The organism is Veillonella sp., assembly GCF_018364065.1.
Lineage (GTDB): Bacteria > Bacillota > Negativicutes > Veillonellales > Veillonellaceae > Veillonella_A.
The window spans coordinates 35,830-60,472 of sequence record NZ_JAGZMO010000002.1 but is presented as its reverse complement, the minus strand read 5'-3'; the positions used below and the strand labels follow the sequence as shown (position 1 = coordinate 60,472).

The 24,643-nt window shown below is 42.6% G+C and carries 21 protein-coding genes, 3 tRNA genes and 1 pseudogene; 19 read left to right on the top strand and 6 right to left on the bottom strand.

Going from position 1 to position 24,643, the window contains the following annotated elements; translation table 11 throughout:
• Positions 1–394 precede the first annotated feature (394 nt).
• Entirely contained in the window at positions 395–1,822 is a 1,428-nt protein-coding gene (locus KHZ77_RS02170) for a cation:dicarboxylase symporter family transporter (RefSeq protein WP_295195226.1), read from the top strand.
• A 273-nt stretch (positions 1,823–2,095) separates the two neighbouring features.
• On the opposite strand, the gene KHZ77_RS02165 is transcribed toward KHZ77_RS02170, so the two are convergent.
• Together KHZ77_RS02165 and KHZ77_RS02160 are read right to left on the bottom strand one after the other, a co-directional pair.
• Entirely contained in the window at positions 2,096–2,890 is a 795-nt protein-coding gene (locus KHZ77_RS02165) for an ABC transporter permease (protein WP_295195224.1), read from the bottom strand.
• 2 nt (positions 2,891–2,892) lie between these two features.
• Positions 2,893–3,555, bottom strand: a complete 663-nt coding sequence (locus KHZ77_RS02160; RefSeq protein ID WP_295195222.1) for an ABC transporter ATP-binding protein — start codon at positions 3,553–3,555, stop codon at positions 2,893–2,895.
• Between the two features lie 342 nt (positions 3,556–3,897).
• Here KHZ77_RS02160 and KHZ77_RS02155 point away from each other — a divergent pair, with 342 nt between their 5' ends.
• The 14 genes from KHZ77_RS02155 to KHZ77_RS02090 all read left to right on the top strand — a co-directional run bounded on the left by KHZ77_RS02155 (position 3,898) and on the right by KHZ77_RS02090 (position 15,216).
• Entirely contained in the window at positions 3,898–4,719 is an 822-nt protein-coding gene (locus KHZ77_RS02155) for a nitroreductase family protein (RefSeq protein ID WP_295195220.1), read from the top strand.
• A 1-nt stretch (position 4,720) separates the two neighbouring features.
• Entirely contained in the window at positions 4,721–5,941 is a 1,221-nt protein-coding gene (gene ilvA, locus KHZ77_RS02150; RefSeq protein ID WP_295195218.1) for a threonine ammonia-lyase, read from the top strand.
• Between the two features lie 133 nt (positions 5,942–6,074).
• Positions 6,075–7,493, top strand: a complete 1,419-nt coding sequence (locus tag KHZ77_RS02145) for an amino acid permease (protein ID WP_295195216.1) — start codon at positions 6,075–6,077, stop codon at positions 7,491–7,493.
• Between the two features lie 230 nt (positions 7,494–7,723).
• Complete coding sequence (locus KHZ77_RS02140) at positions 7,724–8,542, top strand: MetQ/NlpA family ABC transporter substrate-binding protein (RefSeq protein WP_295195214.1); 819 nt, start codon at positions 7,724–7,726, stop codon at positions 8,540–8,542.
• A gap of 259 nt (positions 8,543–8,801) precedes the next feature.
• On the top strand, positions 8,802–9,752 hold the full coding sequence (locus KHZ77_RS02135) for a cation transporter (protein WP_295195770.1): 951 nt from the start codon (positions 8,802–8,804) through the stop codon (positions 9,750–9,752).
• Positions 9,753–9,952: 200 nt separating this feature from the next.
• Entirely contained in the window at positions 9,953–10,522 is a 570-nt protein-coding gene (locus KHZ77_RS02130) for a TIGR01440 family protein (RefSeq protein WP_295195212.1), read from the top strand.
• A gap of 12 nt (positions 10,523–10,534) precedes the next feature.
• Positions 10,535–10,990, top strand: coding sequence for a DUF3290 domain-containing protein (locus KHZ77_RS02125; RefSeq protein WP_295195211.1), 456 nt, complete (start codon positions 10,535–10,537; stop codon positions 10,988–10,990).
• A 3-nt stretch (positions 10,991–10,993) separates the two neighbouring features.
• Positions 10,994–11,644, top strand: a complete 651-nt coding sequence (locus KHZ77_RS02120; protein ID WP_295195209.1) for a DUF421 domain-containing protein — start codon at positions 10,994–10,996, stop codon at positions 11,642–11,644.
• A gap of 62 nt (positions 11,645–11,706) precedes the next feature.
• Positions 11,707–12,039: a hypothetical protein gene (locus KHZ77_RS02115; protein WP_295195207.1), complete on the top strand. Its 333-nt coding sequence runs from the start codon at positions 11,707–11,709 to the stop codon at positions 12,037–12,039.
• Between the two features lie 31 nt (positions 12,040–12,070).
• Positions 12,071–12,826 (top strand): exodeoxyribonuclease III, encoded by a 756-nt coding sequence (locus KHZ77_RS02110; RefSeq protein WP_295195205.1) that lies wholly within the window; start codon positions 12,071–12,073, stop codon positions 12,824–12,826.
• A 412-nt stretch (positions 12,827–13,238) separates the two neighbouring features.
• A complete protein-coding gene (locus tag KHZ77_RS02105) occupies positions 13,239–14,495 on the top strand; it encodes a Glu/Leu/Phe/Val dehydrogenase (RefSeq protein WP_295195203.1) in 1,257 nt (418 codons plus the stop codon).
• 488 nt (positions 14,496–14,983) lie between these two features.
• Positions 14,984–15,059: transfer RNA gene (locus KHZ77_RS02100), tRNA-Asn, on the top strand.
• 2 nt (positions 15,060–15,061) lie between these two features.
• Positions 15,062–15,136: transfer RNA gene (locus KHZ77_RS02095), tRNA-Glu, on the top strand.
• Positions 15,137–15,140: 4 nt separating this feature from the next.
• Positions 15,141–15,216 (top strand) — tRNA-Val (locus tag KHZ77_RS02090).
• Between the two features lie 215 nt (positions 15,217–15,431).
• Here KHZ77_RS02090 and KHZ77_RS02085 read toward each other — a convergent pair.
• Positions 15,432–16,946: a DUF4041 domain-containing protein gene (locus KHZ77_RS02085; protein ID WP_295195201.1), complete on the bottom strand. Its 1,515-nt coding sequence runs from the start codon at positions 16,944–16,946 to the stop codon at positions 15,432–15,434.
• Between the two features lie 518 nt (positions 16,947–17,464).
• Here KHZ77_RS02085 and KHZ77_RS02080 point away from each other — a divergent pair.
• Positions 17,465–19,156 carry an LPO_1073/Vpar_1526 family protein gene (locus tag KHZ77_RS02080; RefSeq protein WP_295195199.1) on the top strand — a complete coding sequence of 564 codons (1,692 nt, stop codon included), beginning with the start codon at positions 17,465–17,467 and terminating at the stop codon, positions 19,154–19,156.
• Between the two features lie 29 nt (positions 19,157–19,185).
• Here KHZ77_RS02080 and KHZ77_RS02075 read toward each other — a convergent pair whose 3' ends face one another.
• Positions 19,186–19,902, bottom strand: a complete 717-nt coding sequence (locus KHZ77_RS02075; protein WP_295195197.1) for a Crp/Fnr family transcriptional regulator — start codon at positions 19,900–19,902, stop codon at positions 19,186–19,188.
• A 506-nt stretch (positions 19,903–20,408) separates the two neighbouring features.
• On the opposite strand from KHZ77_RS02075, the gene hcp reads away from it, so the two are divergent.
• Positions 20,409–21,983, top strand: a complete 1,575-nt coding sequence (gene hcp / locus KHZ77_RS02070) for a hydroxylamine reductase (protein WP_295195195.1) — start codon at positions 20,409–20,411, stop codon at positions 21,981–21,983.
• A gap of 121 nt (positions 21,984–22,104) precedes the next feature.
• Here the strand turns inward: hcp and KHZ77_RS02065 are convergent, their stop codons facing one another.
• Entirely contained in the window at positions 22,105–22,557 is a 453-nt protein-coding gene (locus tag KHZ77_RS02065; protein WP_295195193.1) for a DUF805 domain-containing protein, read from the bottom strand.
• A gap of 69 nt (positions 22,558–22,626) precedes the next feature.
• Positions 22,627–22,692: pseudogene (locus KHZ77_RS09525) on the bottom strand (zinc-ribbon domain-containing protein); the annotation flags it as partial.
• Between the two features lie 247 nt (positions 22,693–22,939).
• On the opposite strand from KHZ77_RS09525, the gene sdaAB reads away from it, so the two are divergent.
• On the top strand, positions 22,940–23,617 hold the full coding sequence (sdaAB, locus tag KHZ77_RS02060) for an L-serine ammonia-lyase, iron-sulfur-dependent subunit beta (RefSeq protein WP_295195190.1): 678 nt from the start codon (positions 22,940–22,942) through the stop codon (positions 23,615–23,617).
• Positions 23,617–24,489, top strand: coding sequence for an L-serine ammonia-lyase, iron-sulfur-dependent, subunit alpha (gene sdaAA, locus KHZ77_RS02055; RefSeq protein ID WP_295195187.1), 873 nt, complete (start codon positions 23,617–23,619; stop codon positions 24,487–24,489). The genes sdaAB and sdaAA overlap by 1 nt, the downstream gene beginning before the upstream one ends.
• Positions 24,490–24,643: the final 154 nt, after the last annotated feature.

The following is a 24,643-nucleotide window of genomic DNA, read 5'->3' as shown; positions in this document are numbered from 1 at the left end:
ACGAAATGGAACCGATGGCGGTACGAATGTATTGCCATCGGTTTTGTCATATTTGGGAACCTATATTAAAAACGTAGGATTTAAGATGTAGGAAATCAAAATGGCGGCATGTGTAAAATGTTATTCCGGTCAATTATAGGCTTGATGATTTTGTAGCGATTATTCTGCGACGATTATTTTGCAACGCAACACTATAGCGCACAATTTTATAGCTAATAATTTTATAGCAATGACGTTGGGCGTATAGCTTTGCTGTAAATGCCTTGTTTGTGGCGACAAACATAGCGTTAAACTAGATAAAAAATATCTATATCAAAATAGTAGGAATTTAAAAGGTTCTGTGTTATAATTAACCAGTCACATTCACAATTGAATAAAGTTAGGAGGAGCGGAATTGAATATTCCATTTTTTCAACAGTTTTTAATGATTAGTACACCAACCAGTATTTTCATTATTGCAGTTTTTGCAGCATTACTGGGCTTTATGTACTACTTGCAACGTCAAAAAGTAGCATTTGGTACATTGGTTATTATTGGTACTCTTATCGGTGCGGCCCTTGGCTTCTTCGTACAGGCTCTGGCAGGATTCCCTACAGATCCTACGAAAGTATTATTCATCAAGGAAAGTACAAAATGGTTCTCCTTAATCGGTGGCGGCTTCATTGATTTAATCTTGATGCTCGTTATTCCATTGGTATTTGTATCGATTATCCATGTTATTTTAAACATGAACAGCAGTACAGACTTGAAAAAGTTGGTAACCTCCACGGCAGCTGTGGCGTTAATCATGGTGGCTATTGCCGCTGCGGTAGGCTTGGCATTAGGTTCTTTGGCACACCTTGGTGAAGGTATGTCCATGGCATCTACAGGCCCTGCTAAAATGAAAGACGTAACACCTGTAGTAGATACAATCCGTGCGTTAATTCCTAAGAACCCTGTAGCTTCTATGGCTAACACCAGCGTAATCGCTGTTGTAGTATTCGGCGTTATCATCGGCGGTATTGCCCGTTTGATCAAACAGACCGGTACCAGTGACTTGGAATTAGTTACTAAATTCTTCAACGAATTACATTTAATCATTTCCTGGGTGGCTGACTTTGTTATCGGCTTAATGCCTTACGGCGTTTTAGCTTTGTTAGCAAGCACAATTGCCACTAAAGGTTTCCAGGCGATTGCCGACATGGGCCTCTTCGTTCTATTGATTTACGTGGGCGTTGTTATTATGTTGGTGGTACAGTCCGTATTACTCATGATGTTCGGTGTAAATCCGGTTATGTACTTCCGCAAAGCAAGAGCTCCATTGTTCTTGGCTTTCACATCCCGTTCCAGTATGGGTGTATTGCCATTGACAGTAGATACATTGACTAAACGTCTAGGTGTAAATGCGGCGACAGCTAATACAGTTGGCAGCTTCGGTACAACTGCAGGTATGCAGGGGTGTGCGGGTATCTTCCCGGCTCTTTGTATCGTTTACATTGCTAATGTAGCCGGTGTTGAACTGGATATCACTATGTATGTAATGAGCGTTATCGTTATTGCCCTCGGTTCCTTGGGTATTGCCGGTATTCCGGGTACAGCGACTATGGCTGCATCCGTATCCTTGTCCGGTACAGGCCTTGGCGCATTCTACGGTTTGATTTCTCCGGTATTGGCTATTGACCCAATCATTGATATGGGCCGTACAATGCTTAACGTAAGCGGTTCCATGACCAATGCGATCGTAGTAGATAAACTCATGGGCACATTTGACCAAAATGCCTTCAATGACGAAACTACAGTAGATCGTCCGGTAAGCAACAAACAAGAAGTCGTTGACGCATAACTTTGTAAATCATGCTAAACAGTAATTTCGATTATCACTGTATCAGCAATTTCAACTCAAGCAGAATCCCATCAGTTGCTGATGAGGCTATGCAAATCATCTTCCTATAATATAAAAAAACTATCGAATCAGTCCTTAGACCGGTTCGATAGTTTTTTGTTTTATAAACGTAATGTTTTATAGGCGTAATACTTTATGGGCATAATATTTTATAGGCGTAATTTTTTAGTTTTCAATACCCAACCGCTCTGCAGTAGCTTTAACTGAGATTGCTTATTTCACCTTTTCCAAAGTAATAGGCATGATTTGTAACTGTTTGTTCCATAAGGTGCGGGCGCCGAAGTAGAGGAGTCCGAATGAAGCGAGACATACGCAGCTGCAGTTGGCAATCATGATGGTACTTTGGTAGAGCACCGCTTCGTTTGGCAAGGCGCCGGCTAAAATCTGACCGGTCATCATGCCCGGCAAGGCGGTGATGCCCATACCTACCATGGAGTTCATTGTAGGTAGAAATGCCGTTTCCAAGGATTGGTTAATAAATGGATGGAGTATTTTGGCCGGATCGGCACCTACGTTTAAGAGCACTTCAATTTGCTGGCGGTGGCCGGTGAGCACTTCTTTGAATGTTTTTAGTGCCAAGGTGGCACCGTTCATGGTGGCGCTTACGAGCATGCCGCTGATTGGAATGACAAATTGAGGGTTTAAAATATCTTTACGAATTACCGCAAGGAGCATAAACAGGGTAATACATGTGCAAGTTAAGAAGATGGAAATGGCTACAATCCAGCGGAAGCGCTGATTGAGCCATTTATTTTTGTTCAGTGTGCGATAAATGGCGAAGCCCACCATCAATGCCAGGTAGAGAAAGATAAAAAATGGCGACGGTGATTGGAATATGTAAAGTAGTACATAACCGGCAATGATGAGTTGGACGCTCATTTGAATGGAACCGAAGATTAAATATTTTGTCTGATCGATGCCGCAGTATTTAAACACGGCACCAACGATGAGAAGGAGTATATAGGTAGAAAGAAAACCGGTCAACTCCATACTTATGGATTCTGTCATGATTAGGCCTCCCGGGATTTAAGAACTACAGTGGGTGATGTTTTACGAGGTGCGCTGAGCACAATCGTCTGATCGCTGAACACAGGATATAAATTCTTGTCATGAGAAATGATGACTGACGTTTTATGGTTCGTTTTCATATACTCTTTCAGGTTAGTGAAAAATTCTGTAGCGGTAGCGGAGTCGAGCGCGGAACTCGGTTCGTCCCATAAGTAAACGTCCGCCTCCAAGGAAAGCATGATGGCGTTGAACACACGTTGCCGTTCACCGCCGGATAAATAAGTAATTTCTTTATCTACTGTAAACGGTGCAATGGCCAGATTTAGGAAAAAATCCATGCACTCCTGCGTAGGCACCGGCGTTTCCCGATAGGCGTAGAACTGTTCAAAGTTATCTTTAATGGTACCGTCGAAGAGGAAGGCCTGTTGATTCACCAGTAAAATGCGCTTTCTCAGCTCCAGTGCGTTCATGTCCCGTGTATCCTTGCCGTCTAAATAAATTGTACCCGTTGAAGGGGACAAGGTGTTGTTGAACAACTTGAACAGCGTCGTTTTCCCGCAACCGCTGGGCCCTTGAATAAAGGTCATGGCTTCTTTGGGAATGCGTATATCAGGATACTGTATGGTATTTTGAAAGGATAAATTATCAGTGGTGAGAATATCCATAATGACCTCGATTCTTATATAGTCTCAGTTCTTATATAATGCAGTGCTTTATTCTTACATAATGTAGTGCTTTGTAATCATCTATAGCATATTAATATGTTACTGTTATAACATATTAATACTTTATTGTGTGAGCTGTCAAAAGGTTGATATGTCTTATGTTGACAGTTTGTTGCATAGGTTTAGTTTAATACAGAAGAATCAACAAAGTATAAAAAAGTGTTAAACAAAAATTAAACGGAATGAAGAGGCTCTATGTGGTACTAAAGGGCTTGTATGAGTGTACAAATTTCCTTTTTTGCGGTATAATCATGAGCGAACTATTTATAAGGAGGCTGTTAAATGAGCTTTTCAGTGAATACAGAAGTCTGTATACGGTGTAATATGTGTGTGGCCGAATGCCCGACAGGGCTCTTGAAGATGAGCGACAATGGTCCGGTGGCCGGACGGGGCAGTTGCATAGTATGCGGTCATTGTGTAGCTATTTGTCCAACGGAGGCGATTGACTACGATGTGACGCCGCGTGCAGAGCAGACAAAAATCGGTGACTATACATTGCCTACGCCTGAAGAGGCTGAGCAGTTCATGCGCTATCGGCGTTCCATCCGCATTTTCAAAGACAAGGAAGTATCTAAAGAATCAATTATGCGTCTTTTGAAAATTGCCAGCATGGCACCAACGGGCACGAACAGTCAGGGCGTTTCCTATCGCGTTATTCAAGATAAAGAGCAGTTACAGGCTATTAGCGGCGTAGTTATGAACTGGATGCATGAAATGGGCAAGTCCAATGGACGTATGCGTCTCTACGCCATGAATGCGGAACGTTACAACAAGACAGGCCGTGATTTTATTCTTCATAAAGCACCGGCATTAGTGTTGGCCTTAAGTAAGGATTCCGGTGAAATAGCAGAACGCGGTCGCGATAACGGGCATTTCTGTTTAACCTATGCGGAGTTGTTCGCACCTACGTTGGGGCTGGGCAGCTGCTGGTCGGGTTTTGTGGAATTTTGCGCACAGGCCGGCTATGAACCGCTGTTAGAAAAGTTAGGGCTTCCGGACGGGTACAAGGTCGCTGGGGCGATCATGGTGGGGTATCCGCAATATAAATACCGTTACATGCCAGAGAGAGAGCCTTTACAAGTCTTTTTTGATGAGGAGGTTTAATATGGCACACGCTATGGTTACTTTGGACATGATTAAAGAGGCGAGAAATCGATTAAAAGGGGTGGCTCAGGAGACGGCGATTATGCAGTCCACATCACTGAGTCAACGCTGTGGTTGTGAAGTATATTTGAAAATGGAAAATTTCCAACGCACCGGTTCTTTCAAATTGCGTGGCGCTTACAATAAGGTGGCATCGCTTACAGACGAAGAACGAGCGCTGGGAATTGTAGCCTCGTCAGCAGGGAATCATGCACAAGGCGTAGCGTTAGCGGCTAAGGAATATGGCTGCAAAGCCACAATTTGTATGCCTTCCAACGCGCCTCTCTCTAAGGTGGAAGCTACATTGAGCTACGGTGCCGATGTAGTGTTGTCCGGTGATTTCTACGCAGATGCATATAATGAAGCATGCTGTTTGCAGGAAAAAAAGGGTTACACATTCTGTCACCCCTTTGATGATCCTGTGGTTATGGCCGGTCAGGGGACCATCGGTCTTGAAATTTTGGAAGAAGTGCCTGATGCGGACGTAATCATTGTCCCTGTCGGTGGTGGCGGACTCATTGCCGGCGTAGCCGCAGCAGCCAAGGCAGTTAAGCCAAGTATCCGCATTATCGGCGTACAGACTGCCAATATGCCATCCATGCAGCAGTCCTTGAAAGAAGGCCACATAGTAACCGTACCGGCCAATAAGAGCTTGGCTGACGGGATTGCCGTTGGTACGCCGGGTACATTGACCTTTGAAATGGTGCAACAGTACGTGGATGAAGTGGTAACGGTAACGGAATCGGAAATTGCGGAAACCATCTTATTCTTGTTAGAACGTGTTAAAACAGCTGTTGAAGGTGCGGGTGCGTGTCCGGTGGCAGCGATGATTAACGATAAAATTGACGGCCTGGCAGGTAAAAAGGTCGTAGCCCTCGTAAGTGGCGGTAACATCGATGTGAACATGATTGACCGTATTATCAACAACGGTCTCGTAAAATCATGGCGCCGTATTTATCTGGATGTTATTGTACAGGACCGTCCACACGTATTATCTACATTGACCGGTCTCATTTCCGACACGAATGCTAATATTTTGAGTATTTGGCATGATCGCAGTCAGCGCGATATTGAAGTGGGCTACGTACACGTGTCATTGGAAATTGAAACGATGGGCGAAAAACATGTGAAAAATCTGCATCAAACATTAATTGACCACGGATTCCCGGCAGTCATTAAATAGCAGATGCATTTAGCGTATTAGAAGTTAACAATAAGGCCGTGTTGCCAAACATGGCCTTATTTTATGTAGTAAAGCCTGTGTGCAGGCAGAAGGAAAGAGATAGAGTTTTTGAGCTAGAAGGAGATATTGTTTTATGAAATCGGAACAATTGGGACGTCATTTGAAACCGCGTCATGTGGAGATGATCGCCCTGGGAGGAACGATTGGGGTAGGCCTGTTTATGGGCTCAGCAAGTACGATTCAGACCGCCGGTCCGGCCGTACTGCTGTGTTATGCCTTAGCAGGCGTTGTAATGTTTTTAATTATGCGGATTATGGGGGAAATGTTGTATCTGGAGCCTGTGCCCGGTTCTTTTGCCGCTTACGGCTATCGGTACATTTCACCATATGTGGGCTTCTTAACCGCCTGGTGCTACTGGTTCATGTGGATTACGGTAGGCATGGCGGAAGTGACCGCCGTGGGCATCTATATGAGTTACTGGTTCCCGGAATTTCCACATTGGATATCGGCATTGGTCGGGATGGGTATCGTTGTGGCGGCTAACTTGGTGTCCGTTAAATATTACGGCGAGTTTGAATTCTGGTTCGCGTTGATTAAAGTATCCACCATTGTATTCATGCTCATTGCCGGGGCGGCGTTAATTATTTTCGGCTTCGGTAATAATGGTGTGCCGATCGGTATTTCCAACTTGTGGGAGCATGGCGGATTTTTCCCACACGGCATGGAAGGTATGCTCATCGCCATGTGCGTGGTGGCGGCTGCATTCCAAGGGGTGGAACTGGTAGGCATTACTGCCGGTGAGGCGCAAAATCCTCGTCATACCTTGGTAAAGGCTGTAAAAAGTATTGTGTGGCGTATTTTGATCTTCTACGTAGGCGCCATTTTCGTCATTCTTTGTATTTATCCGTGGAACGAACTGAGCTTCATTGGCAGTCCTTTTGTGCAGACATTCTCTCGCATCGGTATTACCAGTGCAGCGGGGATCATTAACTTCGTTGTTCTCACGGCCGCTTTGTCCGGCTGTAACAGCGGTGTGTATAGCTGTGGCCGTATGCTGTACACCTTGGCGCAAAACGGTCAGGCCCCTAAAATGTTCGGCAAGTTGTCGAAGGCGGGCGTGCCGCGTAACGGTATTTACGTATCCATTGCGGCGTTGGGACTGGGCGTATTTTTGAATTACATATTCCCGAATACGCAGCTCTTCTTATATATTTACAGCGCCAGCGTATTTCCGGCGATGGTATCCTGGTTTGTATTGGCCGGGGCACAGCTGAAATTCCGTAAGCGTTGGGGCGAAGAAATTATGGCGAAACATCCGTTTAAATCGCCATTGTATCCATATTCCAATTATTTCTGCCTCTTGTTTTTAGTACTGGTTACTATCGGCATGTGGTGGAATGAATCAACACGATTGTCCTTGATTATCGGGTGGATTTTTATCGCCATCGTTACGGCAGGGTACTACTTGGGCGGCATTTACAAACGCCCTATTGTACACGAAGAATATACAGAAGATGACGGTGTGGATATATTTGCTGAGCAGGAACAGTAAGCATAAACAGTAAGCATAAACAGTAAGCATAGGCAGGGACCTCTGCGGTATATGAAGTACTGATAGCACCTTATAGATTATTGCTATAGGGAACAGGCTTCTATGCCCGGGGGCCCCTCTTTTCGAAGTTGATTTTATATGGTAGTATATTAGTAATGGACTTTTGAGACGTCCAAGGGGGAATATGTCCGTGAGAAGACATATAATATTGAGAGAAAGAGGTAATTTATATGAAGTTAAAGAAGATAGTACTTCCATTATTGGCGGCCGTATTGGCGCTGGGCATTGCCGGATGTGGATCCGGAGGTTCGTCGAGTCAGACCGGTTCTAAAGAAATTAAAATTGGTGCCACCGCAGGCCCTCATGCTGAGGTTGTTGAAGCGGTAGCAAAAGAAGCGGCTAAAGAAGGCATTAACATCAAAGTCGTTGAGTTCTCCGATTACATTACGCCGGATAAAGCATTGGCGGAAGGTGATTTGGACTTGAACAGCTATCAGCACAAGCCGTTCTTAGACAATTTTAACAAACAAAACAATACGAACTTAGTGCCTATCGGCAAAACGATTTTAATGCGCATGGGTCTTTACAGCAACTCCGTTAAAGATGTAAAAGATTTACCTGACGGTGCCACTGTAGCGGTACCTAATGATCCGACTAATGGCGGTCGTGGCTATGCCTTGTTGGCGAAAGCGGGCCTGATTACGTTGAAAGACGGCGTAGGCTATAAGGCGACAAAGGCTGACATTACAAGCAATCCTAAGAACTTGAAGTTCGAAGAATTGGAAGCGGCACAATTACCGCGCAGTCTTGATGATGTGGCATTGGCGGCGATTCCGATGAACTATGTAATGAGCGCAGGCCTTGATGTGCAGAAACAGGGCGTGTTCCTCGAACCTAAGGATGAACCGTTGGCTGTCATGGTATTGGCGGCGCGCGATGCTGATAAAGACAATCCGACTTACAAACGCATTGCCGAATTATTTCATTCGGAAGGCGTGAAGAAGTTTATGGAAGAAAAATTCCATGGTACGATTGTACCGGCTGAATAAGCAGGTCTTTTTACAACTTCATGTGGTGAAATGTAACCGCACAAACTAAAAGGCTTATATAGGGGGCTAAGAGAGAATTCGTGTGATTTCTTTTCGGAGCCCTCTTTTTTATTGACAGGGAGGTAATATATTTAATTTTTTATGATTAAATTGTTACGAATTTTATTTCAGTTTAGTGATTTTTGTTATCTATAAGTAGGAAAAAACATGTATAATAGTTATAGATACTTATAGGAACATGTAATTTTCGAAAGGGGGGATTTATGTGATCAGTACAAAAGATGTGGAACAACGATTGTTGTGGCAATCGGCATGGCTTATGTTTCTGGTTGCCGTCAGCGGTACTGTGATGGGTGTTGTAACCGGTTCGTCCGCCGTTCTGTTGGATGGTATCGTATCCTTTATGGCGGTTATTATTAAAATAATGATGATTATGACATCGAAGCTTATCTCCCGGGAAACTAGTAAGCGTTTCCAGTATGGGTATTGGCAATTCGAACCATTAGTATTAATGGTGGAAGGGTTCTTTACCTTGCTGTTTGTGTTATATGCCTTCATGACCGGGATTACGGACCTGTTAGGTTCGGGCCATACGGTTGAAGCGGGCCCGATCGTAGTTTACGCCGCATTCTTTACTGTAGTGGATTCGGCCTATTATTTCTATGTGCGGCAATTGAATAAACGCTTAAAGTCAAACCTGGTTAAGTTTGATAATATCAGCTGGTCCATTGACGCCGTATTGGCAGCGGGGATTTTAATCAGTTTCGCCTTTGCCTGGGCATTGGAACAGACCGAATGGGCTTCTTACGCACGTTACGTGGATAGTATCGTTCTTATCGCATTGTCCGTACAGATGATGCCGAGTGCCATTAAAATCCTGGTGCCTTCGACAAAGCAGATTATCGGGTTGGCACCGACAGCACTTCACGAACAGATTCAGGCCATTATGGACGACTTCATGGAACGCTACCATTTCAAAGACTATGTAACAAGTATTCAGGAATATGGTAAAACGCGGTTTATTGAAATTGACATTTTGTTGCCGAAGAACTATGAAGCGCAGCGCGTGGAAGATATGGATAAGATTCGTAATGAAATCGACGCGGCCATCGGCGGGCGTGCTGATGAAAAATGGGTGACAATTACCTTTACAACGACAAAACGTTGGATGGCGAAAGACTATGAACTGGATGAGCAGGACGACGATTAATTGTGGTGAGCTTCATTGTAGCCCACTATGATTTCTTTGTTCGTGTTGAACTTGCTTTAGACTGAAGTTTCAGTGGTTCATATGGAATTCTTAAGTGTTATATAATGATATAGGTTTAATCTCTGCGGCTGCATACCTTAACGGGTATGCAGTGCGTTGATTAAGATAGAAAATCTCTAGTTATTAAGGGAGGCTTTAGTATGACAACGCATGTTATTAGTCAAACTGATTTGAAACAGGCCGTACACACGGCGGTAACGGAATTGCTCCAAGTGGCAAAATTGGAACGAGGCGACTTACTGGTAGTAGGCTGCTCCACGAGTGAAATTAGAGGATCAAAGATTGGTACAGATTCTGCGGAAGAAATGGGCACGACCATTGTAGCCGCTTTACAGGAAGTATTGGTACCGGCAGGTATTAACCTGGGCGTACAATGCTGCGAACATTTAAACCGTGCGGTTATCGTGGAAAAAGCGGTAGCTAAAGCACATAACTGGCCTATCGGCAACGTAATTCCTCAATTGCATGCAGGCGGTGCCGCATCTATGGCGGCCTATGCATCTTTTAAGGAACCGGTAGCGGTTGAAAAAGTGGAAGCGGAAGCAGGCCTTGATATTGGTGACACTTTCATCGGTATGCATTTAAAACCTGTAGTAGTACCGGTTCGCTTGAGCATTAAATCAATTGGGGAAGCGCATTTAACAGCGGCCCGTATCCGTCCTAAATATATTGGCGGTCCGCGCGCAGTATATGATGAATCATTAATGTAGGAGTGATACAGTTTGGACTTTTATACCTACGGATATATTGCGCAGCAGGGCCAATTAAATGCCGTTGTGCAATACGGTATTTCCTTTCTCTTGCTTCTGGCGCTTCTGGGGGCGAGCGTTCAATTTATCCGCCATCGACTGAACAGTAAATACAGAGACTTAACTATATTATTAGCCTTAGTCATTCTGTTTTTCCTCGGTCTTCGTTGGAACGAATACAACTCTTCGCTAAAAAGCTCGGAAGGCCTTGGCCGAATGGCCGCTTTTCTCACGAGTGTGTCGGAGCGACTGGCTGTGCCGAAAGAGGATTTGCGGGTTAATGCCCTACAGCTCAGTGACAGCATTATCATCAGTGTGAGGGACCGTTTTTATCAGGTCCGTTTTACGAAAAACTTTGAAGCCTATACCCTGATCCAGGTGCATATGGTAAATAATAAAATCAATGTAATTGATGTTTCGAAGGAGTAAGACATGATGATAACGGGTTACACACTAATCATGATTAAACTTATCCTGGGGATTCTGTGCCTGGTGCTTCAGATTAATCTCATGGGTAAGGGTAATTTGGCGCCGAATTCGGCGGTGGATCAGGTGCAGAACTATGTACTTGGCGGTATCATCGGCGGCGTTATTTATACGGAAGCCATCGGCGTTTTACAATTTTTACTCGTTCTAATCGGCTGGACTATCGTAGTTATGGGCTTGCGCTTTTTAACGGCCTACAGCCGTGTAGTGAAAAAGATTGTAGACGGCGATCCGGTTATAGTTGTTGACTATGGTGTCATACAGGTAGAAGAATGTATGAAACATGGTATTAATGCAGGCAATCTTCATTTGAAACTTCGCGCTGCAGGCGTAACGCGTGTAGGTGAAGTGAAACGGGCTGTGTTAGAACAGAACGGTCAGCTTACTGTTGTAAAATATGGTGAAGATACCGTACATTATCCTCTTATTGCTGACGGTTTGGCCGATGAAAATGTGCTGTCCTTAGTGGATAAGGATTTGACATGGCTTGAAGAAACCGTGGCGGCGCAAGGGTACACTATTTCTCAGATTTACTTGGCGGAGCTGGTGCGTGGCGAGCTGATTGTTACGCCGTATGCGTCAGATACAGGTAAGTAATAGAGATACCATTTTATACACATAGCTGCTTGAGAATTTAGAATCGCTTGGAGGTTGTTAGAATGCAAGGCATTCAAAGAGTACTTACAATAATCGCCTTGGCATATATTATTTATCATATATATAGCCATGGTTTTACAACGGTCAATATTATTGCCGCGTTGCTTTTGGTGTTTGCAGCGTTTATGGAACTTACGAAGAAGCAACGGAAAGCTAAAATTGATGCGTATATAAAACGTAAAGAAGAGGAAGCACTTCAGAAAGAAGCGCAACAGGCCGCAGCTGAAGCGGCAGCTCACGGAACTGCCACTGAAGGTGCAACGGCTGCACCGGCAGGAACTGAAACGGTGACTGCTGATGCGGAGGGCGCGAAAAAGTCCAACAACGGACAATAAATGAATTATAGATAGAGAAAAAGGAGTATACATGAAGTTAATATCTTGGAATGTAAACGGCTTGCGAGCCGCTGTAACGAAGGGATTTATGGATAGCTTTGAAGCGCTGGATGCGGATATGTTCTGCTTGCAGGAAACGAAGTTGCAACCGGAACAAATTCAGCTGGAATTACCGGGCTACGAACAGTATTGGAACAGTGCGGTGAAGAAAGGATACAGCGGTACGGCTATTTTCACTCGCGTAAAACCATTGTCTGTTACTTATGGCATCGGTATTGAAGAGCACGATCAGGAAGGTCGCGTTATTACGGCAGAGTTCGAAAACTTCTATCTCGTTACATGCTATACACCGAACAGCCAGCGCGAATTGGCACGCCTCGAATACCGTATGACCTGGGAAGACGCATTCAGAGAGTTCTTATTGGAACTGGATGCAAAGAAACCGGTTATCCTCTGTGGCGACTTAAATGTGGCACACGAAGAAATCGACTTGAAAAATCCTAAAACAAACCGCAAAAATGCAGGTTTTACTGATGAAGAACGTGCTAAAATGACAGAATTGTTAGCTGCCGGCTTCACCGATACTTTCAGAAAGCTATATCCGGATACAACCGACGCTTACAGCTGGTGGTCATACATGGGCAAAGCGCGCGACCGGAACGTAGGATGGAGAATTGACTACTTCATTACTTCCAAATCGTTGGATGATAAAATCGTTGATGCGAAGATTCACCCACAAATTATGGGGAGCGATCACTGCCCTGTAGAATTGGAAATTTCACTTTAAAATACGTAGAAAAAATGCGTATTTATATGGGACGGAGCACGCCCTTAGGGTACTAAAACTAAAAGTATTCTATAGATTGTGCAATTTAACTAAAAAATCTTATATTGAATAGTCATATATGATGTAAAAAATTAGAATCCAGGACTCATAATGTCCTGGATTCTTTTAATTTAAGCACTTTATAAATCATGACTTTAAGTTCTAAGTATTATGTTATAAATAAAACAATCATAGGAATTCGCCAGGGCTTGTGATATAGTTGAATTAAAGATTAATTAAGTCTTTTATTTACTAATGCCGTTAGTGCGCCGTAGAGAAATCAAACATCGCCTTTATTAAGGCCAACAACTCTGTAACAACCACTAAAGGAATTGGGTAATATGTTATTTGTTGATATGTGAGGAGATAAGTTATGGCAAAGTACAATCCTTATGAAAACATGCTTAACACATTGGATGAAGCGGCTCAGAAGTTAGGTTTAAGTCGTAATGATTACGAAGTAATTCGTCATCCTGAACGCGAAATGACAGTAGCTATTCCGGTTCATATGGACGATGGGCATGTGGAAGTATTTAGTGGTTATCGCACTCAACATAGTACGATTATGGGCGCTGCTAAAGGCGGCCTCCGTTTCCATCCTGAAGCTGACGAAAACGAAGTTCGTGCATTGGCAGCTTGGATGACAATTAAGAACTCTATCGCACACCTTCCTTATGGCGGCGGTAAAGGCGGCATTAAAGTTGATCCTAAGAAATTAAGCAAACGCGAATTGGAACGCTTGACTCGCGGTTTCGTTCGTAAAATTGCTCCAATTATCGGCGTAGATACTGACGTTCCGGCTCCGGACGTAAATACTAACCCTCAGATCATGGCTTGGATCGTGGACGAATACTCCACATTAAAAGGCGTATGGTCCCCAGGTGTTGTTACCGGTAAACCATTAGAAGTAGGCGGTTCCTTAGGCCGTAACGAAGCAACCGGCCGCGGCTGTATGTTTACATTGAAGAGCTACTTAGAGAAAAAAGGTAAGAAAATCTCCGATGTAACTATCGCTGTTCAAGGTTTCGGTAACGTAGGTAGCGTTGGTGCTTTATTGATGCATCGTGAAGGCGCTAAGATCGTAGCTATCGGCGACGTTCATGGTTCCATTTACAATGAAAAAGGTATCGATGTAGAAAGCGCTTACAAATATGCTAACGCTCATGGTCGTTCTTTGGAAGGCTATGAAGAAGAAGGCATGACTCGCATCGACAATCGCGAATTGTTACTACTCGACGTAGACGTATTATATTTAGCAGCTTTGGAAAACCAAATTAACGGTTCCAACATGAAAGAAGTTCGCGCTAAATTGTTATTGGAAGGTGCTAACGGCCCTACAACTAACGAAGCTGACTTATACTTCTTCGAAAAAGGCGTAGATATTTTACCTGACGTACTTACTAATGGCGGCGGTGTTGTAACATCCTACTATGAATGGGTACAGAATAAAGAAGGCTTATACTGGTCTGAAGACGAAGTTAACGAACGTCTTGAAAAGAACATGAAGATGAGCTTTGAAGAAGTGTGGGCAATGCAACAGGAATACAAAGTATATCCTCGTTTAGCAGCTTACATGGTAGCTTTAAAACGCTTAGTGGCAGCTAGCCAGCTTCGCGGCTTTAACGGCTAATAAATTTGCCTTGCATGTACGTAACGTACATCATATATAACGCAATGTATGACTGTCTAAGAGAAACACAGAATAGCTTATATTAAATAATGCATATAACTGTAATAAATGATATGGAATTTAGAAGGATGCGGAGCGTTGAAACGACCGGGTGTATGCCCGGTCGTTTTTTTATGTTCTTTATAGCCTTATGTAGTACTCTATGATTTATGTAATATTACCTACTGAAAGGACATAGGGAAGGGATGTCTTTCAAAGTAGTCTATGCAAAATATATGTATAAACTGCTGTTGATAACGAGGCCCTGTGGAAAATCAGATTTTAAGAGACTCTGTAGGAATAGCAAGTCTTGCTGTAACATCTAAGGAGAATCGCTTGTGTAAAGTATGTATAAAAGCTAATACAGAATTTTGAAAAAATTGTAAAAAATAAATAAAAAAAGTGCTTGCATTAAAACCTGATTTAGTATAAAATATCTCTTGTACCATTCCTCGATAGCTCAGTCGGTAGAGCAATCGGCTGTTAACCGATCGGTCGTAGGTTCGAGTCCTACTCGAGGAGCCAGTGGCCCGTTGGTCAAGCGGTTAAGACACCGCCCTTTCACGGCGGTATCGGGGGTTCGATTCCCCCACGGGTCACCAATATGGACGATTAGCTCAGCTGGGAGAGCGCCTGCCTTACAAGCAGGATGTCGGCAGTTCGATCCTGTCATCGTCCACCAGACCATAATAAAAACGAACTTTTCATTTGAAAAGTTCGTTTTTTTTTTGAGCAAATTATATTTGCTGCAAATGATAAGCTAGGGAACTAGGATAAGTAGAGTTATCTTTAGAAATTAAAAAATAAAACCGCTTACGTAAGTAAGCGGTTTTTTATAATTACACATTATAGTATGCAATCAACTTTGTTATATTAAAGTATTTTTAACTTATATTATTATCCCATTATTGGTTGAGGGATATTATGTATTTCTTTTAGTTTTAGTGATTCGCGATACTGTGTTGCTTCAGGGATTTTTGTGAACTCTACAGTTCCGTCAAAGTTTTCTTTTACAACTCTAATTATTTCTTCTAGTTTAACATGGAAGAACTCTCTACGTGGGTTTACCATATTAATCTTTTCATTGTCAAAAGCCTGGTGTAATGCTGTTTCTAATGATGGAGCATCATTACTAAAGATTAAGGCGTGTACGTCAAATTTGAATGGCACAGAAGCATCTCCAAGCTCATTAATTCGATCCATAGGTTCGAGTCTCCTTGTCATGCCGATTTTATAGACATCGGGCCCAAATGCTCCAATGTTAGAGATGATATAAACATATCCAGCTCGTTCGTTTGCTTCTCGATAATCGAGATCTATTATACTCTTATCGATTTCTTCCATTTCAGATTGTAATTCTTGTAACTTTTCTTCTAAGTTAGAACGTTGAAGTTCATCGGTACACATTGCCAATTGTTCTTTTGTTGCCACTATAGCGGTAGCATAGTGAATTTTTTCTTTGTTATGTTTCTTTCTTTCTTCTGCAATCTCTCTTTGAAGTTTAGCTTGTTCACGTTGTTCAGCACGAATTTCTTGAAGGCGCTCTTTCTCGCGTTGTTTCATTTCCTCGTATTCAAATGCCAAATGTAACTCTTGAATTTTTAAATCATAATATTCGGGTGTTATAGAGATTGACATGACTCTGCCAAGTTTTGAAATAGTAGAATATGCTGTCGCAATTCTTTTTTTAGAAGCTTCAAAATTTCTATAGTTTACTTTGTTAATTGCGAAGTCACACTCATTATTAAATGCTCTTAAAAGTAATTTTTTAGTATCATTTACCATCTTTCGACCTTCAGATTTACTATTATTTACAGTCCAATCTGTGGCCCCTAAAGCAGCTCTATTGGTTTTAATTAAAGATTTCTGTTGCTCTCTGATGAGATCTAATTGAACTTTGTAGTCCTCTACGTTTTGGAATGTATATTGGGGTTCATATAAGGCAAAGCTTTGATATAAAGCTTCATCGTTTAACTTAATTAACGAGTTATTGAGATTATTTATCTCGTATAGTATATTTGCTCGTTGATTCATTAACCCTTGAATTTCTTGGTTTAAACCAACTAGCTGTGAGTTTGCATCAGCATGAGCTTGATTGATGACGTTTTGATACTCGAAGTTTCTATTAGCTAGTTTATATTCTAATTGTGATAACTCATATTCATGGCTTCTTTTGATATTTTCGATTGTATTTTGGGCTTCAGCAATCATGCTTTGTGCAGTGACGCCACCCTGTTGCAATTCAACTAAAGGATAGAGCTGTTCACTGATAGTTTTCTTTTTAGCATATAGCAGAGGGATAACTAATATACTGGCAAAAGGTATTACAGAGAAGATTATTAGTAAAATATTAATAAACCACTGCTCAAAATACCATTTCATTGACAAGTTTAGGCGCTGAACATTTTCCATAATAAATATCTCCAATCTTTCCTTTACTCGGTATTAGTAAAAGTTTTTTGCAAGGTATTTCTGGTCACTTTCAGAATTATATAATGTTATCCCGATGATTTTTCTTGATTTTTGTTTAATGGACTCATAAATTCCCTAGAGAGTCCTAGATATACCTATAGCGATTAAATAAGATTTTAGCTAAAAATGCAATTGGTGTTAAGAACACTACTTTTACTTGATATGAACAATTATACTTTCATCTTAGAATGAAAATAAAATTAAATCAACAACTTCTTGTATTAGAATGACAAAGTGATTAGAAAAAGTGTGAAGAATGTGATGAGTTGTAAATATATTGAAACCTCATTCCGCACCATACCACATTTCTTTGCTTTTTTCATTGGCTAAGCCTGCAAGATGTGATACCATACAAGAGAGTAATTAATCGTATAGTAGGAGGAAAATTGATGTCTGCCTATATTCCATATTTAGTAGTATTAGGAGTTATAGTTCTATTTTTCATTATTTGTTATTTTATGTTCCGCGAGAGTCCTGAAAAGGCGCGTGAGAAGGTAGCTGCCGCTCGTGAGGCAGCGGTGGCCGATTCAGATTATTATAATCGACGTCGTCGCGTAGATTATGGTGCTGAATTCTATCGTGAAGAAGCACAAAAGCACGAAGAAGAGCAGCACGGAGCGCGAGCCGGTCATTCGACTTCGGCAGGTACTGCTGCAGCAACTGTTGACACAGCGTCCGCGAGAACATCTTACCCAAGTACAGATTCTGTAAGTACAGCATCTGATGTTACAAGATTCCAACCCGGTCGAGCTTCAACCGGAACTTCGAATGTTTCAAATGTTAACAGCAGTGCCACTTCATCAGCAGCAAGTATAGAAATGACACAGCCGATGGTAAAAGGTTGGGGCCATGATAAAGGTGCTGCGCCTAAAAACGCAAGTGCGGGCAATACAGCGGCAGCAGGTGCAACTGCAACAGCAAATGCAGGTACCGGTATTGGTGTAGCGGCGTTTACATCCGCTACTGCAACGAATGAAACTGTATCTGACAATGAATTGACTCGTCGAATTCAGCCTGTGAAGGTGCAGGATTCTGAAACGGCTACAGATGCAACGATCATTATGCCGCGCATCAGTCATGCTATGGCTGATACGGCCGGTACAAGTGAAAGCACCATCAATGGAGGTTCCGTAAGCGGAACGACTGCAGCAGCGACGGTGGCAACTACTGAAAAAACGCAGTCCGGCGGTATGGACGAGTTAGTGGATTTCGGTACGAAACACTTCATTGCGTCCTTCGGTATTTTAAATGATGAAACGAAAGAGTTGGTTCGCCAAATCACAGCGGAAGCCTTACTTCGTTTAGGCATTACCGCTCGTGATGAACTGCGTGCTCTTTTAGAAAATATTGTGGTGCAAGAAGCATTATTCGGCATGCAGAAGGCGTACGTTACGTCCCCATTGCCTTGGATGAAAGAAACGGCCATTATGGCGTTTATGGATGTTGTGCAGGAACCTAAGTCCAGCACACCATACTTATTGGCCTTTGATGCGCTTCGCATTTTGCCTCATCTCCACTTGGGCCATTTCCAAATTATGGCGTTGGCCTTGCTCTTGCAATATTCCCGCAATTCCAATAATTACAACTTAGAACATTTTAAACATTACGTAGGTAAATACATCGAACCGTTCTTGTCTGAATTGCCTCGCGAAGAGTTCATGTATAACCAGCTGGATTACTTGCGTTGCTGTGCTTTGGAACCGGAACGCACGACACTGGGCGAAATTTTCTGCAACTCCTATCCATATGTATTTAACTATGACGGATTCACTCGTGAAGAATTGGAACGGGCGTTACAAGGTCAAATGTTGGAAGGCCGCTTCGTTGTGAAAAGCCTCATGTCCAACCGCTTAAAATTGGCCGTTGCCGACGAAGGTTTGATGCCTCGCTACTTCCGCAGCGCCAACATTCAGGATCATGATGTACAGACTCGTTTGTTACAGTTGGCACAAAGTCGTCCAATCAGTTACAAGAAAAACGAATTTTACGGTGTATTGGAAAAAATTTCTCCATTGCTTCCTAAATTGGCGGAAGTGTATGACAGCATGCCAATCAGCACTATGAGCTTGACCTTGCTTGGTCTTTACTTAGGTAAAGCCCATGTGAAAATCACCATTGGTGAAGATTTCGATTTAACACCTTGGTATTAATACAAACAAAAAAACAGTCCGAGAATATGCTAAAAAGCATACTCCCGGACTGTTTCTATTTGTAGGATATGAACTTGTTTGCCCGACAGTTCAATAATGTGTTCGTCTTGTAAACGACCCAATTCGCGGCTCAGTGCTGTACGCGATACATTGAGTACATCCGCCATTTCTTGCCGATTGTGTGGTAAGGTGAGCGGATTTTTCTTTTGCCGTTGGTACATGTCATTTAAGTAGGCGAAGATACGTTCCCGCATGCCCTTTAATGACAGATAGTGTACTTTGCGCGTTAAGGCCAACGCTTTTTCAGACATGTCATGTAACAAGTTGGTTAAGATCTGCACTTGGTACGCTTCGTTGTGATTGAAGGACGACGTAAAGGCTGTTTTAGGTACGAACAGGACTTCGCTATCTTTCGTTGTTTCCAAGGTGGCCGGCCAGTTCGGCATATCTGTAAAGAGAATGGCTTCCCCAAACATGGAGGATGGTGTGAGTTCCGTCATGATACTTCGCTGTCCCAAAATGTTTTCACGTGTTAAGTGCACATGACCGGTGAGGAGAATGCCGATTCCTTCCATCGGTTCCCCTGCAATAGCTACGAAGCTGTTTTTCTTATAGGACTCAATATATAAATTGGGTTCGCTCAGAAAATGACGTAATTGATCTTCCGATAAATTATTAAACAAAGGGCTGGCCAATAAGGTAGCCAGATGTTGAGTAATTAACGCATCGGTTATAGGAAAACTCATAGTAGACTCCTTTGAATGACAGACAGTAAGTAAATTACAATATTAGATGAAACGCGATAATAAATGCTTTTCGCAAAAATTATTGTAATTGAGAAAAAATGGATTGATTAATTTCGAAGTATAGGGCACAATTAAGTTGGTAGAACTATTGCCATATAGTTTGTTTGCCCTTGCAAGCGTTAGCATTTTATATATCAAAGATTAAAAGCGCCGTATATTAAGCGCTAACAGTGATATTTCAAAGCATTACATATAATCGTATATACATAAATGGTATATCGAAATGGTAAGCTTTCATTAAAAACTATGTAAAATATCAAAAAATGTTGCTCCAGCTACATCATTTCTTTTTTTAGTATACTATAATTTAACCATAGTCACAAACAAAGAACATTCAAATGGTGATGTTAATAGTTTAGTTAATATTTTTTTTTTTTTATAGTTTTCTCTTACTGCTGAGTGGTAGGAATGAACAGTTTCGGGTGGTCCCGAAGAAGGAGGCTAATATGAGTATGTTTTGTTTCCAATGCGAACAGTCTGCAAATCCTGGTGGTTGTACAGTTCAGGGCGTGTGCGGTAAAACAGCACCGGTAGCGAATAAGCAGGATGAATTGACTTCCGCACTCGTTGGTCTTGCACGTGCTTGCGACGCAAAAGGAGCAGGTCCTAAAGAGTACCAATTATTAAAACAAGGTTTATTCATGTGCGTAACTAACGTAAACTTTGACGAAGAACGTGTACAGGAATTCATTGACCGCGTGGAAGCTGCTCGTGAAGCAATCGATCCAAGTGCAGTAGATTTCGACTGGACTGCTCTTTGGGTAGGTCAGGAAGATATCATTTCCTTACGCTCCACATTATTACTCGGCATGCGCGGTATGGCTGCATACGCTTGGCATGCATCCGTATTAGGCTACGACGATCCTGAAGTAGATGCTTGGTTTGTAAAAGGCCTTGTAGAATTCGCTAAAGATCACAGTGCAGAAGACTGGTTGGCTCTTCTCATGGAATTCGGCCATGTAAACTTAAAATGTATGGCTCTTCTTGACGCAGCTAACACTGAAAGCTACGGCACTCCGGTTCCTACAAAAGTACCTTTGACTGTAGAACCAGGTCCTTTCATCGTAGTAACAGGTCACGATTTACACGATCTTAAAATGTTACTTGAACAATCCGAAGGCAAAGGCGTTAACATTTATACTCATGGTGAAATGTTACCTTGCCACGCATATCCTGAACTTAAAAAATATGCACACTTAAAAGGCAACTTCGGTACTGCATGGCAGAACCAACAGAACGAATTCGACGGCGTTCCTGGTGCATTCCTCTTCACAACTAACTGCTTAATGCCACCTCGTAAAACTTATGAAGACAACATCTTCACAACTGATATGGTAGGTTTCCCTGGCTTGAAACACGTAGAAGCTAACGAAGACGGCACTAAAGATTTCAGCGCAGTTATTGAAAAAGCGCTTGAACTTGGCGGTTACTCTGAACCTCAAGAATTCACAGGCATCAACGGCGGTCACGAAGTAACTACCGGTTTCGGTCATGGCACAGTGCTCAGCATTGCTGACAAAGTAATCGACGCAGTTAAAGCCGGCGCTATTAAACACTTCTTCTTAGTTGGCGGTTGTGACGGTGCTAAAGTAGGCCGTAACTACTACACTGAATTCGTAAAACAAACTCCTAAAGATACAGTTGTACTTACATTAGCTTGCGGTAAATATCGTTTCAACGACCTTGAAATCGGTGAAATCGGCGGTATTCCTCGTATGCTCGACATGGGTCAATGTAACGATGCGTACTCCGCTATTCAGGTAGCTATCGCATTGGCAGGCGCATTCGAATGCGACGTAAACGACTTGCCATTAACATTGGTTCTTTCCTGGTACGAACAAAAAGCGGTATGTATCCTCTTGACTCTATTAGCATTAGGTATCCGCAATATCTACATTGGACCAACTTTACCAAAATTCTTGTCCAGCAATGTATTGAACATCTTGGTAGAAAAATTCCAGTTACATCCAATTACAACTCCTGAAGCCGATATGCGCGCTATCTTAGGTGACAAACAGTAATTAATATAAAACGAGCCCCATCCGAAATTGGATGGGGCTTTTTTGCTGTTGATGTTTATGGTGGCGTCTTCTTTATTGTCTTTTACTGTTTTTTATTGTTTTTATTATTTTTTAATTATTTTTAATTGTTTTTAGAAGCGGTTTTCTTTTCATTGATTCGTTGTAATTCTTCCGTATAGTCCGGAATAGGGCCATATTCATTGGGGTATGGCTGTGTTTCTAAGACACCGCATACAATCATAACCGCGAAGGGACCAACGTAAGGAATGAAGCCGAGCAGAACCCACCAGGCACTATAGCCGGCATCGTGAAATCGGCGAACTTCAAGGGCCAATGAAGGGATAAACAGAAAAAAACCGTAAATAGAAAAGACGATAGTACCCATAAGGATAAATGACATAAAGGCGTCCGGCCGCTCGCGTTGATCTAACGACGCGAGCACTAGAAGCGCTATTATACAACCAATTACAAATAGAGCCAAAGCAATTACGAAACCTACTGCCTGAAACTTCCAATATTCACCGCGGGACGCGCGCCCAGAAAAGGTAAAATATTTTTTTGTAATACAAAGCATAAAATTATCCCAAAAAGGCAGTGACGTGACTGGCATGTTCATAGGAGGAGGGGGACTGTACAGTAGCTGTGTACCGCATTCGCCGCAAAAATTTTGATGTGGTTGTAAGGGTGATCCGCAGTTTGGACAATACATGGTGTAAACTCCTTGTCATATGGGACGTTATGAATAAAATCATGCACGATAAATTATTGATTCTATTATATCACAGAGATTCACAAAATAACGCATGACTAAGTATTTCTAAAACTCATAGATGTGTCTACCGCACAAAAACAAATTGTGCTATAATTAAAAGTAAGTTATATCGGAAAATACTAGATTGTTGATGGCTATCGAAGGCACATTGACAATAGGTAAATGTTTCTTGTAGGAGGACATCATGAGCAGTATTTTTGACATTATCGGTCCTGTCATGATAGGACCGTCCAGTTCTCATACGGCCGGCGCTGCCAGACTTGGAAAAATGGCACGCTACATTTTCAAGGCGGAACCTAAGAAGGTAAGTCTTACTCTATATGGTTCGTTTGCTAAGACCTATAAAGGTCATGGCACGGACCGTGCATTAATTGGCGGACTTCTCGGCTTTGATGCGGAAGATGAACGCATTCGTGACGCTTTTAAAGAGGCGAAGAATGCAGGCTTAAAGTATGAGTTCGTTGAGTCTCCTGTTGATGGGGGACATCCAAATGAAGTGCGCTTCGATTTGTTTGGCGATAACCGTCATCATATGCAAATTGTAGGGCGTTCATTGGGTGGCGGCCGCATTATGATTACGTCCATCAATTCATTGGAAGTGGAAATTACCGGTGATGATTATACCATTCTTACATTTCACAATGACCGCCCCGGCGTTATTGCCGGCGTAACGGCAGCATTAGGTGATGTGGGAATTAACATTTCGTCCATGCGTGTATTTAGAAAACGTAGAAATTGTGATGCTGTTATGTTGATCAATGTGGATTCACCTGTAAGTGAAGATGTATTGGAAACAATTCAACAAAGCCGCGACGTAGAGTCCGTTATGTATTTTGAGCCTTTAGAGAAAGCGGTGAAATAATGAGTTATTTATATGAAACCATTGCTGATCTGGCTCATTTGAGTGAAAGCCATCAGCTGCCCATGTGGGAAATTGTATTGCGCGCCGAAATGGAAACTACCGGTGAAAGTCGCGAAGTGATTGAACGGGAAGCATTGCGCCGCATTAACATTTTTAAAGATTCCGTTCGCAACGGGATTGTAGACCGCACACGTACGGTGAGCGGCATGTCCGGCGGTCAGGCACCTGTTCTTATGGAGCATACGCCAAAGTTGATGAGCGAAGTAACGTACAAAGCTATGACCTATGCCATCGCCGTAAATGAAGCGAATGCTAAAATGTTCCGCGTAGTGGCTTGTCCTACAGCCGGTTCCTGTGGTGTTATGCCGGGCTGCATGTGCGCCTTGGGTGATGTACACGAAATGGACGATGCCGCTTATTTGCGAGGTTTCTTCGTAGGTGCCGGCATCGGTAATGTAATTACCAACCAGGCCTGTGTGGCCGGTGCTGTAGGCGGTTGTCAGGCGGAAGTCGGTTCCGCAGCAGCTATGGCGGCCGGTGCTGTTGTAGCTATGTTGGAAGGAACTACACCTGAAATCGTCAACGCTGTAGCACTTTGCCTGAAAAACGTGTTGGGCCTTGTGTGCGATCCGGTGGCTGGTTTGGTGGAGGTGCCTTGCGTAAAACGTAACGGTATTTATGCCGTACATGCTATGACAGCGGCGGAAATGGCCATGGCCGGACTTATCAGTCAGATTCCGGTAGATGAAGTTATTGAAGCGATGAACCGCATCGGTCGTGCATTGCCAAGCAGCTTGCGCGAAACCAGTGAAGGCGGCTTAGCCGTAACAGAGACAGCGAAACGCATTGCTGAACAATTGAAGAATATGTAAGCGTAGAGCCTGCATATTCAACATATGAAATACTAAATGATATATCGTCAAAGTGATTGTTTGTATAGGAGTCAAGTATTCCTATAACGCTTTGATGATATATCATTTTTTCTTTTTATAAGTGCACGGGCATATGCTATAATGATATATTGAA